Source organism: Streptomyces flavofungini, assembly GCF_041028215.1.
Taxonomy (GTDB): Bacteria; Actinomycetota; Actinomycetes; order Streptomycetales; family Streptomycetaceae; genus Streptomyces; species Streptomyces flavofungini_B.
The window spans coordinates 1-11,846 of the sequence record NZ_JASKYR010000213.1 but is presented as its reverse complement, the minus strand read 5'-3'; the positions used below and the strand labels follow the sequence as shown (position 1 = coordinate 11,846).

General features: G+C 74.2%; 8 protein-coding genes and 1 riboswitch. Of the genes, 6 read left to right on the top strand and 2 right to left on the bottom strand.

The genetic code is table 11. The features are described 5' to 3' along the window. From ptlA to AB8Z36_RS16880, 3 genes are all read left to right on the top strand, one after another. Positions 1 to 1,021 (top strand): pentalenene synthase (ptlA, locus tag AB8Z36_RS16890; protein WP_369214136.1); only part of this gene is annotated, 1,021 nt, incomplete at its 5' end. Between the two features lie 61 nt (positions 1,022 to 1,082). Then, positions 1,083 to 2,453: a pentalenene oxygenase gene (gene ptlI, locus AB8Z36_RS16885; RefSeq protein ID WP_369214135.1), complete on the top strand. Its 1,371-nt coding sequence runs from the start codon at positions 1,083 to 1,085 to the stop codon at positions 2,451 to 2,453. A gap of 43 nt (positions 2,454 to 2,496) precedes the next feature. Continuing rightward, positions 2,497 to 3,747 carry an amidohydrolase gene (locus AB8Z36_RS16880; RefSeq protein ID WP_369214134.1) on the top strand — a complete coding sequence of 417 codons (1,251 nt, stop codon included), beginning with the start codon at positions 2,497 to 2,499 and terminating at the stop codon, positions 3,745 to 3,747. Between the two features lie 10 nt (positions 3,748 to 3,757). On the opposite strand, the gene cobN is transcribed toward AB8Z36_RS16880, so the two are convergent. Then, positions 3,758 to 7,363, bottom strand: a complete 3,606-nt coding sequence (cobN, locus tag AB8Z36_RS16875; RefSeq protein WP_369214133.1) for a cobaltochelatase subunit CobN — start codon at positions 7,361 to 7,363, stop codon at positions 3,758 to 3,760. A 36-nt stretch (positions 7,364 to 7,399) separates the two neighbouring features. Next, a riboswitch (cobalamin riboswitch) is annotated at positions 7,400 to 7,535 on the bottom strand. A gap of 107 nt (positions 7,536 to 7,642) precedes the next feature. Between cobN and AB8Z36_RS16870 the strand changes: the two genes are divergently transcribed. The 3 genes from AB8Z36_RS16870 (at position 7,643) to AB8Z36_RS16860 (ending at position 11,138) form a co-directional block, all read left to right on the top strand. Next, entirely contained in the window at positions 7,643 to 8,917 is a 1,275-nt protein-coding gene (locus AB8Z36_RS16870; RefSeq protein WP_369214132.1) for a cobalamin biosynthesis protein CobG, read from the top strand. 71 nt (positions 8,918 to 8,988) lie between these two features. Continuing rightward, entirely contained in the window at positions 8,989 to 9,615 is a 627-nt protein-coding gene (locus AB8Z36_RS16865) for a precorrin-8X methylmutase (RefSeq protein WP_369214137.1), read from the top strand. A gap of 8 nt (positions 9,616 to 9,623) precedes the next feature. Continuing rightward, positions 9,624 to 11,138, top strand: a complete 1,515-nt coding sequence (locus AB8Z36_RS16860) for a precorrin-2 C(20)-methyltransferase (protein ID WP_369214131.1) — start codon at positions 9,624 to 9,626, stop codon at positions 11,136 to 11,138. A gap of 19 nt (positions 11,139 to 11,157) precedes the next feature. On the opposite strand, the gene AB8Z36_RS16855 is transcribed toward AB8Z36_RS16860, so the two are convergent. Continuing rightward, positions 11,158 to 11,846, bottom strand: a 689-nt coding sequence (locus AB8Z36_RS16855) for a cobalt-precorrin-6A reductase (RefSeq protein WP_369214130.1), incomplete at its 5' end; no start/stop codon positions are given.

Below are 11,846 nucleotides of genomic sequence, written 5' to 3'. Positions count from 1 at the left end.
GAGTCTCCCCATGCCCCAGGACGTCGACTTCTCCATACCCCTGCCCGGGCGCCGCAGCCCCGACCACGCCAGAGCCGAGGCCGACCACATCGAGTGGCCCCGCGCCTTCGGCCTGATCAGCTCCGACGCCGCCGCCGCCCGCCACCGCAAGGGCGGCTACGCCGACCTCGCCTCCCGCTTCTACCCCGCCACCAGCGGCGCCGACCTCGACCTCGGCGTCGACCTGATGTCCTGGTTCTTCCTCTTCGACGACCTCTTCGACGGACCGCGCGGCGAGGACCCGGTGCAGACCAGGCAGCTCACCGACGCCGTCGCCGCCGCCCTCGACGGGCCGCTGCCCGCGTCGGCGCCCCTGATCGCGCACGGCTTCGCCGACGTCTGGCGGCGCACCTGCGACGGGATGTCGCCGGAGTGGTGCGCCCGCAGCGCCCGGCACTGGCGCAACTACTTCCAGGGCTACGTCGACGAGGCGCACGGCCGCCGCGACCCCACGCCCTGCCACTCGGCACGGGAGTACCTCCTCATGCGGCGGCACACCATAGGCGTGCAGCCCACCGTCGACCTCGCCGAGGCCACCGGGCACTTCGAGGTGCCGCACCGGGTCTTCGACAGCGCCGTGATGTCGGCGATGCTCCGCATCGCCGTCGACGTCAACCTGATGCTCAACGACATCGCCTCCCTGGAGAAGGAGGAGGCCCGCGGCGAGCTCAACAACATGGTGCTCATCCTGATGCGCGAACACGGCTGGCCCAAGCGGCGCAGCATCGCCTACATGCAGGACGAAGTGGGCGTACGCCTGGAGGAGTTCCTGCTCCTCGAGAGCATCCTGCCCAAGGTCTGCGACGCCTTCTCGCTGACCGCGGACGAGCGCGAGGCCGTCGAGCGCTACCGGCTCGACGCGGTCCGCCCCGTCATCCGCGGCTCGTACGACTGGCACCGCTCCTCGGGCCGCTACGACGCCGACTTCGCGGCGGCCGCGGGGCGCCAGGGGTTCCTGGAGGAACTCGGCAGCGCCCGCTGAAGGCCCGTCGTCCCCGCACGTCCCACCCGAGGGAACCCGAGGGAAACTAAGGAGAACCGCCATGGCCCCGCAGACCGCACCGACCGCAGAGACCGAGCAGCAGACCTTCGTCGCGGGCACCGCGCCCGGAGCCGCGCCCCTCGTCGGGCACGCCTGGCAGATGATGCGCCGCCCGCTCCAGTTCATGTCCTCGCTGTCCCGCCACGGCGACCTGGTGAAGATACGCCTCGGCCCCACCGAGGCCCACGTGCCGACCAGCCCCGCCCTGCTCCGGCACGTCCTGACCAGCGACGCCGAGTACGACAAGGGCGGCATCTTCTACGACCGGGCCCGGGACATCGCGGGCAACGGCCTGGTGACCTGCCCCTACGCCGACCACCGGCGGCAGCGCAGGCTCATGCAGTCGGCGTTCACCCGTCCCCAGCTCAAGCGGTACGCCTCCGCGATGCACGCCGAGATCGAGTCGAGCGCGGAGCGCTGGAGCGACGGCCTGGTGGTCGACGCCTTCCCCGAGATGTACGGCATGGCCCTGCGCACCGTGGGCCGCACGCTGTACTCGACGCCGGTCAGCAAGGAGCTCGCCGACAGCGTGGAGCGCGCCTTCGACGCCGTGCTCAAGGGCCTGTTCCGGCAGATGTTCCTGCCCGCCGCGGTGCGCAGGATGCCGAGCCCCGGCAACCGCCGCTACCGCGCCAACCTGGACTACCTGCACCGCACCACCCAGACCCTCATCGACGACTACCGCCGCGACGGCGCCGACCACGACGACCTGCTCTCCGCCCTCCTGGAATCCCGCGACGAGGACGGCGGCAGGCTCGGCGACCGGGAGATCCACGACCAGGTCATCACCGTGATGGCGGCCGGCACCGAGACCGTCGCCGCCACCCTCACCTGGATCTTCTACCTGCTCTCCAAGTACCCGCGGATCGAGAAGGCGCTGTACGCGGAGATCGACGAGGTGCTCGACGGCAGAGCCCCGGAGTTCGACGACATCGCCCGGCTCCAGCTCACCGACCGCATCATCACCGAGACCCTGCGGCTCTATCCGCCCGCCTGGCTCTTCACCCGGCTGACCTCCACCGACCTGGACGTCGCGGGGCTGCGGCTGCCCGCGCAGAGCACGGTGGTCTTCAGCCCGGCGGCGGTCGCGCTCGACGGCCCCTCCTTTCCCAGGGAGCGCCAGTTCGACCCCGACCGCTGGCTGCCCGAGCGGGTGACGCCGCAGGCCAGGCAGTCGTTCATGGCGTTCGGCACGGGCGCGCGCAAGTGCATCGGTGACCTCTACGCCCGTACGGAGGCCACCCTCGCGCTCGCCACCATCCTCAGCAAGTGGCGGGTCACCTGTGAACCGGGGGTGGATGTGCGGCCGGTGCCGCTGGCCACGGTGTACCAGCCGCGCAGGCTGCGGCTGCGCCTGGCGTCCCGTACGTAAGGTGGCGGGCAGCCGTACCGCAGGACGACGAGGAGCCGCCGCCATGCCCGCCACCCCGCCCACCGCCCTCGACGGCCTCGCAGCCGTCAAGGAGGAGCTCGCCGAGCTGTACAGGGACCTGCACACCCACCCCGAACTCAGCTTCGAGGAGCACCGCACGGCCGCCGAGGCCGCGCGCCGCGCCGCCTCGTACGGCTATGAGGTCACCACCGGCGTCGGCCGGACCGGCGTCGTGGCCGTGCTGGCCAACGGCGCGGGCCCGGCCGTCCTGCTCCGCGCCGACATGGACGCCCTCCCGGTGAAGGAGGCGACGGGCCTGCCGTACGCCTCCGCCACCGAGGGCGTCATGCACGCCTGCGGCCACGACATGCACGTCACCTGTCTGCTGGGCGCGCTGAAACTCCTCGCGGACGCCCGTGACACCTGGTCGGGGCGGATCGTCGCCGTGTTCCAGCCCGCCGAGGAGGCCGGGCAGGGCGCCAAGGAGGTGCTCGCCGACCGGTTCTACGAGCGGTTCGGCACCCCCGACGTCGTCCTCGGCCAGCATGTCGCGCCGCTGCCCGCCGGGACGGTCGGCGCCCACGCGGGCCCCGCCTTCGCCGCCACCGACGCCATGAGCGTGCGGATGTACGGCAGGGGCGGCCACGGCTCACGCCCGGAGACGACGGTCGACCCGGTGGTGATGGCGGCATCGACCGTGATGCGGCTCCAGACGGTCGTGTCCCGTGAGATCGCGGGCGGCGAGACGGCGGTCGTCACCGTCGGCGCCCTGCGGGCAGGCAACCAGCACAACATCATCCCCGACGAGGCCGAACTCCGGCTCAACATCCGTACCTACACCCCCGAGGTCCGCGCCCGCGTCCTCGCCGCCGTCGACCGGATCATCAGAGGCGAGGCGGCCACCGCGGGCGCGGAGCGGGAGCCGGAGATCACGGAGGTCGACTCCTTCCCCGTCCTCGTCAACGACGGGGACGCCGTGCAGAAGACGATGGCCGCGATCGGCGCCGTCATCGGCGAGGAGCGGGTCATGGACCCCGGCCAGGTGACCGGCAGTGAGGACGTCGGCAACTTCGCCACCTCGGCGGAGCCCGAAGTGCCGCTCTGCTACTGGCTGTTCGGCGGCGCCGACCCCGCGAAGGCGGCCGCCGCGCAGCGGGCGGGCACCTTCGAGCGGGACATCCCCTCCAACCACTCGCCGTCCTTCGCCCCGCTGATCGAACCGACGCTCAGCACGGGCGTGACGGCCCTGGTGACGGCCGCCCTCGCCTGGCTGGACGGCCGTCCACGGGAGTGAGGCGGGCGCTTCAGCCCTCGTCCTCCAGATTGCCCTCGGTCTCCAGGTAGGCCTGCCGGAGCGCCTCAAGGACCGCCGGGTCCGGCTTGGCCCACATGCCGCGCGACTCCGCCTCCAGGAGCCGCTCGGCGATGCCGTGCAGCGCCCAGGGGTTGGCCTCCTGGAGGAACTGGCGGTTGACCGGGTCGAGGACGTACGTCTCGGTGAGCTTGTCGTACATCCAGTCGGCGACGACCCCGGTCGTGGCGTCGTAGCCGAACAGGTAGTCCACCGTGGCGGCCAGCTCGAAGGCGCCCTTGTAGCCGTGGCGGCGCATCGCCTCGATCCACTTGGGGTTCACGACGCGCGCGCGGAAGACCCGGCTCGTCTCCTCCACCAGCGTGCGCGTGCGGACCGTCTCGGGGCGCGTGGAGTCCCCGATGTAGGCCTCGGGGGCCGTGCCCCGCAGCGCGCGCACGGTCGCCACCATGCCGCCGTGGTACTGGAAGTAGTCGTCGGAGTCGGCGATGTCGTGCTCACGCGTGTCGGTGTTCTTGGCCGCCACCGCGATGCGCTTGTACGCCGTCTCCATCTCGGCGCGCGCCGGGCGCCCTTCGAGGCCCCGGCCGTAGGCGTAGCCGCCCCACACCGTGTACACCTCGGCGAGGTCGGCGTCCGTGCGCCAGTCGCGGGAGTCGATGAGCTGGAGCAGCCCCGCGCCGTAGGTGCCGGGGCGCGAGCCGAAGATGCGGGTGGTGGCCCGCCGCTCGTCCCCGTGCTCGGCCAGGTCGGCCTGGGCGTGGGCGCGTACGTAGTTGTGCTCGGCGGGCTCGTCGAGGGAGGCGGCGAGCCGCACCGCGTCGTCGAGCAGGCCGATCGTGTGCGGGAAGGCGTCCCGGAAGAAGCCCGAGATGCGCAGCGTCACATCGATGCGCGGGCGGCCGAGCTCCTCGTACGGGATGGCCTCCAGGCCGGTGACGCGGCGCGAGGCGTCGTCCCAGACCGGGCGGACCCCGAGCAGCGCCATGGCCTCGGCGACGTCGTCGCCCGCCGTGCGCATCGCGCTCGTGCCCCACAGCGACAGGCCCACGGAGGTGGGGTAGTCGCCGTTGTCGGTGCGGTAGCGCTCGATGAGGGAGTCGGCGAGGGCCTCGCCCGTCTCCCAGGCGAGCCGCGAGGGCACCGCCTTGGGGTCGACGGAGTAGAAGTTCCGGCCGGTCGGCAGCACGTTGACCAGGCCGCGCAGCGGGGAGCCCGAGGGGCCCGCCGGGACGAAGCCGCCGTTCAGGGCGTGCACCGCGTGGTCCAGCTCGGCGGTGGTGGCCGCCAGGCGCGGCACCACCTCGCGGGCCGCGAACTCCAGGATGGCCCTGACCTGCTCGCTCTGGTCGGCGGGCAGGGCGGCGAGGTCCCAGTCCGCGTCGTCCATCGCCTGGACGAGGGCGCGGGCCCGCTCCTCGGCCTCGTCGGCGCTCACCCGGGTGGCCGCCGACTCGTCGAGGCCGAGCGCCTCGCGCAGGCCCGGCAGGGCGGAGGTGCCGCCCCAGATCTGGCGGGCGCGCAGGATCGCCAGGACGAGGTTGACGCGGTCGGCGCCCGCCGGGGCGGAGCCGAGGACGTGCAGGCCGTCGCGGATCTGCATGTCCTTGATCTCGCAGAGCCAGCCGTCGACGTGCAGCAGGAAGTCGTCGAACCCGTCGTCGTCCGGACGGTCCTCAAGCCCCAGGTCGTGGTCGAGCTTCGCGGCCTGGATCAGCGTCCAGATCTGCGCGCGGATCGCGGGCAGCTTCGCCGGGTCCATGGAGCTGATCTGCGCGTACTCGTCGAGGAGCTGCTCCAGGCGCGCGATGTCGCCGTAGGAGTCGGCGCGGGCCATCGGCGGCACCAGGTGGTCGATGAGCGTGGCGTGCACGCGCCGCTTGGCCTGGGTGCCCTCGCCCGGGTCGTTGACCAGGAAGGGGTAGATCAGCGGCAGGTCGCCGAGCGCGGCGTCGGGGCCGCAGGCGGCGGAGAGGCCCGCGTTCTTGCCGGGCAGCCACTCCAGGTTGCCGTGCTTGCCGAGGTGGACCATCGCGTCGGCACCGAAGCCGCCGTCGTCGGCGGACGCGGCGATCCAGCGGTAGGCCGCCAGGTAGTGGTGCGAGGGCGGCAGATCGGGGTCGTGGTAGATCGCGATCGGGTTCTCGCCGAAGCCGCGCGGCGGCTGGATGATGATCAGCAGGTTGCCCCGGCGCAGCGCGGCGAGCACGATGTCGCCCTCCGGGTCACCGCCCTCGGCCACGCGCGAGCGGTCCAGGAACATCTCGCCGGGCGGCGGCCCCCAGTGCTCCTCGACGGAGTCCCGCAGCTCCCGCGGCAGCGTCGCGTACCAGCGCTTGTAGTCGGCGGCCGGGATGCGGACGGGGTTGGCGGCGAGCTGCTCCTCGGTGAGCCAGTCCTGGTCGTGGCCGCCCGCGTCGATCAGCGCGCGGATCAGCTCGTCGCCGTCACCGGAGACCAGGCCCGGGATCTCCTGCCGGTCCCCGAAGTCGTAGCCCTCGTCGATGAGCCTGCGCAGCAGCGCCACGGCGGACGCGGGGGTGTCAAGGCCCACCGCGTTGCCGATGCGGGAGTGCTTGGTCGGGTAGGCGGAGAGCACCAGGGCGAGGCGCTTGCGCGCCGCCGGTATGTGCCGGAGGCGGGCGTGCCGGGCGGCGATCCCGGCGACGCGGGCCGCGCGCTCGGCGTCGGCCACGTACGCGGGCAGGCCGTCCTCGTCGATCTCCTTGAAGGAGAAGGGCACCGTGATGAGCCGTCCGTCGAACTCCGGCACCGCGATCTGGCTGGCGGCGTCGAGCGGCGAGACGCCCTCGTCGTTCTCCTCCCACGCCGCGCGCGACCCGGTCAGGCAGAGCGCCTGGAGGATCGGCACGTCCAGGGCGGTGAGCGCGCCCGCGTCCCAGGACTCGTCGTCGCCGCCCGCGGATGCCTCGGCGGGCTTGGTGCCGCCCGCCGCGAGGACGGTCGTCACGATGGCGTCGGCGGCGCGCAGCTCCTCGATCAGCTCCGGCTCGGGGGCGCGCAGCGACGCCACGTAGAGCGGCAGCGGGCGGGCGCCCGCGTCCTCGATCGCGCCGCACAGGGCGTCCACGAACGCGGTGTTGCCGCTCATGTGGTGGGCCCGGTAGTAGAGCACCGCCACGGTCGGGCCCTCGACGGCGCGCGCGGTGCGCTCGAGGGGGCCCCAGGACGGCGCGGCGGCGGGCGGCTCGAAGCCGTGGCCGGTGAGGAGCACGGTGTCGGAGAGGAAGCGGGCGAGCTGCTCCAGGTTGGCGGGGCCGCCGTGCGCCAGATAGGCGTGCGCCTCGGCTGCGATGCCGACGGGCACCGTGGAGGAGGCCATGAGCTGGGCGTCGGGCGCCTGCTCACCGGTGAGCACGACCACCGGCAGACCGCTGGCGGTGAGCTGGTCCAGGCCGTCCTGCCAGGCGCGGACACCGCCGAGGAGGCGTACGACGACCAGGTCGGCGCCGTCGAGCAGCGAGGGCAGCTCGGTGAGGTCCAGGCGGGAGGGGTTGGCGAACCGGAAGTCGACCGGGCCCCCCGCCGCGCGGGCGCTGAGCAGGTCGGTGTCGGAGGTCGACAGCAGCAGAAGCATGCGTGCGCAGGCCTTCCTCGGGGTGTCCGCGCCCCGGGTGGTCGTATGGACGGCAGGAGTTCCTGGCTCACCCCACACGGGTGGGGTTCACAGTGGCGGGACCGCGCCGGATTCACACCGGGCTTCCTCCTTCGGGCCCCTCGTCGGGCCCACGCCGTCGCTGGCGTCGACGGACCTGGCGGTCCGCCGCCTGCATAGTAAGTCCTGCCCGCCCCGGTGCGGGCGGCCACCTGCCCCGAGGGACCTCATCGGGAGGCGACCGACGGGAGGCGCGTGGGTATGCTCGCCGCCATGCCGCCCACCCGAGCAACCTCCACGAACAAGGGCGAATCCCTCATACGTGACCGGGGCGACGCCTGCCCCGGAGCCCTGCGACTGCACCGCGCCGACGACGGCGCCCTGGCCCGACTCCGGCTGCCCGGCGGCCTTTTGACGGAGCGTCAGGCAGCGCTTCTGGCGGACGTGGCGGAGCGCCTCGCGGACGGCCACCTCAGCGTCACCTCGCGCGGCAACGTCGAGCTGCGCGGCCTCGCCGACGACTGCGGCGCCACCCTGGCCGCGCTGCTCGCGGACGCGGGCCTGCTGCCCTCCGCACGCCATGAGCGCATCCGGAACATCGTGGCGTCCCCCCTCGCCGGAATCGACAAGAACGGCCGCGCGGACGTGCAGTTGTGGGTCCGTGAGCTGGACGGACTCCTGTGCGCCGAGGAGTGGACGGCCGCGCTCTCGGGACGCTTCCTGTTCGCCCTCGACGACGGGCGCGGGGACACGGCCCGGCTCGGCGGCGATGTGACCTTGATCGCAGAATCGGGCGGGACGGCGCTCGTTCGGGTCGGCGGCAGGACGCTGCGGACCGCCGCCGCGGACGCCCCGCGGGCGGCGCTGGCCGCGGCCGGTGCGTTCCTCGCGGTGGCGGACGGCGCCTGGCGGGTCGCGGAGCTGCCGGACGGCCGCGAGGTGGCGGTGGCCGAGGCCCTGGAGCGGGCGTCCGTACCGGCCGTGCCGGTGGCGGGGGCCGCCCTGCCGGCGGCCGGTCCGCCGCCGCCCGGGGTCATCGGCCGCGCCGTGGCCGTGGCCGCGCCCCTCGGCCGGGTCACCGCCGGGCAGTGGCGGGCCCTCATGCCGCTGCCCGCCGACGAACTGCGGGTCACCCCGTGGCGCGGTTTCGTGCTCCCCGGCTTCGACGGCGCTCCGGCGGCCCGGGACCGCCTGGACGCCCTGGCCGACGCCGGTCTCCTCRCCGACCCCGGCTCGCCCTGGCTCGGCGTCGGCGCCTGCACCGGACGCCCCGGCTGCGCCAAGTCGCTCGCCGACGTCCGCGCGGACGCCGTGCCCGGCGGCCCCGGCGCCCTGCCCGTCCACTGGTCCGGCTGCGAGCGCCGCTGCGGGCATCCGCGCGGCGACTGGGTCGACGTCCTCGCCACCGGCGCGGGCCGGTACGAGGTGACGGTGCGCACCGGCGGCACCGCGACACCCGCCACCGGCCCCACCCTCACCGAGACGGTCACCACGGCACGCACGGCAGCGGCACACGCGTCATCGACACGTACATGAGCGGCGCGCGCGGCATCGACACGTACGACACCGGCAACCACCACAACGGCCACGAAATGAGCGAGAGCACAGTGTTCGACTACGAGAAGGACGGCGCGGCGATCTACCGCGAGTCCTTTGCCACCATCCGCGCGGAGGCGGACCTCGCGGGACTTCCCGCCGACGTCAGCCAGGTCGCGGTGCGGATGATCCACGCCTGCGGCATGGTCGACCTCGTCCGCGACCTCGCCTTCAGCCCCCGCGTGGTGGCCGACGCCCGCAAGGCGCTGCGCGACGGCGCCCCCATCCTCTGCGACGCGAACATGGTCGCGAGCGGCGTCACGCGCAAGCGGCTGCCCGCCGACAACGACGTGATCTGCACCCTCGCCGACCCGTCCGTGCCGGACCTCGCGGCGAAGCTGGGCACCACCCGCAGCGCCGCCGCCATGGAACTCTGGCGCGACCGCCTCGAAGGCTCCGTCGTCGCCATCGGCAACGCGCCCACCGCGCTCTTCCGCCTCCTGGAGATGATCGAGGAGGGCGCGCCGCGCCCGGCCGCCGTGCTCGGCATACCGGTCGGCTTCGTCGGCGCCGCCGAGTCCAAGGACGCGCTCGCCGAGCACTCCTCGGGCCTTGAGTACCTGGTCGTACGGGGGCGTCGCGGCGGCAGCGCGATGGCCGCGGCGGCCATCAACGCGATCGCGAGCGAGGCGGAGTGAACACCGACATGACGCGAGGGAAGCTGTACGGGGTCGGGCTCGGTCCTGGCGACCCCTCCCTGATGACCGTACGGGCCGTCGAGGTCATCGCCGCCGCGGACGTCATCGCCTACCACTCCGCCCGGCACGGCCGCTCCATCGCCCGCTCCATCGCGGCGAAGCACCTCACCGCCGACCACATCGAGGAGGCGCTGGTCTACCCCGTCACCACGGAGACCACCGACCACCCCGGCGGCTACCGGGGCGCCCTCGACGCGTTCTACGAGGAGGCCGCGGCCCGGCTGGCCGCGCACCTGGACGCCGGGCGCACGGTCGCCGTGCTCGCCGAGGGCGACCCGCTCTTCTACGGCTCCTACCAGCACATGCACAAGCGCCTCGCGCACCGCTACGACGCCGAGGTCATCCCCGGCGTCACCTCGGTCAGCGCGGCGGCGGCACGGCTCGGCGAACCCCTCGTCGAGGCCGAGGAGGTCCTCACGATCCTGCCCGGCACCCTCCCCGAGGAGGAGCTGGCCGCGCGCCTGGCCGCGACGGACTCGGCGGTCGTCATGAAGCTCGGCCGCACGTTCGGCAAGGTGCGCGGCGCCCTGGAGCGGTCGGGCCGCCTTGCCGAGGCCCGCTACGTGGAGCGCGCCACCATGGCGGGCGAACGCACCGGACGCCTCGACGAGGTGGACCCGGAATCGGTGCCGTACTTCTCCGTGGCCGTGCTGCCGAGCCGGGTGGCCCCGCTGACCGGGGGTCCGGCACCGGAGCCCGCGCCGGAGACCCCGGGCGAGGTGGTCGTCGTCGGCACCGGACCCGCGGGGCCCCTCTGGCTGACCCCCGAGACGCGCGGCGCCCTCGCCGCCGCCGACGACCTGGTCGGCTACACCACCTACGTGGACCGCGTGCCGCACCGCCCCGGCCAGCGGCGGCACGGCTCCGACAACCGCGTGGAGTCCGAGCGCGCCGAGTTCGCCCTCGAACTGGCGCGGCGCGGGCGGCGGGTGGCCGTCGTCTCCGGCGGTGACCCGGGTGTCTTCGCGATGGCCACGGCCGTCCTCGAAGCCGCGTCGCGGGACGAGTACGCGGACCTTCCCGTACGGGTGCTGCCGGGGGTGACCGCCGCCAACGCCGCGGCCGCCCGCGCCGGCGCCCCGCTCGGGCACGACTACGCCACCATCTCCCTCTCCGACCGCCTCAAGCCCTGGGAGGTCATCGCCGCGCGCCTGGCCTCCGCGGCCTCCGCGGACCTCGTCATCGCCCTCTACAACCCCGGCTCCCGCAGCCGGACCTGGCAGGTGGGCAAGGCCCGGGAGCTGCTGCTCGAACACCGGGCGCCGGACACCCCCGTGGTGCTCGCGCGGGACGTCGGCGGCCCCGAGGAGAGCGTGCGGACCGTGCGGCTCGCCGACCTCGACCCGGCGGAGGTCGACATGCGGACGCTGCTCATCGTCGGGTCGTCCCAGACGCGCTGGGTGCGCAGGTCCGGCGGCGACGAGATCGTCTGGACGCCGCGCCGGTACCCCGAGAGCCCCTAGGGAGTCGGGGCCTGTCGTCTCATCTGTCCCACCGGCCCCGCAGCCAGGCGGCGGCCTCCTCCGGACCGGCCGCCACCGGGACGCCCTCGGGCGTCGGCGGGCGGCGCACGATCACCACGGGGACGCCCGCCTCGCGCGCGGCGGCCAGCTTCGGGGCGGTCGCCGCGCCGCCGCTGTCCTTGGTGACCACCACGTCGATCCGGTGCCGCCGCAGCAGCTCACGCTCGCCGTCCAGCGAGAAGGGGCCCCGGTCGAGGAGGACCTCCAGGCGGGCGGGCAACGGCGGTTCCGGCGCGTCCACCGACCGCAGGAGGAACCAGAGCGCGGCGAGGTCCGGCCGGGCGAAGGCGGCGAGGCCCATCCGTCCCGTGGTCAGGAAGACCCGCTCACCCAGCGTGGGCAGCGCGCGCGCCGCCTCCTCCAGGGAGCCGACCGGGTGCCAGTCGTCGCCCTCGGAGGCCACCCAGCCGGGCCTGCGCAGGGCGAGCAGGGGAACATGGGCCGAGGCGGCGGCCTTCGCCGCGTTGAACGAGATCGTCCCGGCGAAAGGATGGGTGGCGTCGATGAGTGCGTCCACGCGGTGTTCGCGCAGCCACGCCGCGAGCCCGTCGGCCCCGCCGAAGCCGCCGACGCGGACCTCGCCGGGCGGCAGCCGGGGCGCCGCGACGCGTCCGGCGAGTGAGCTGGTGACCCGCGGCGCCCCCGCGC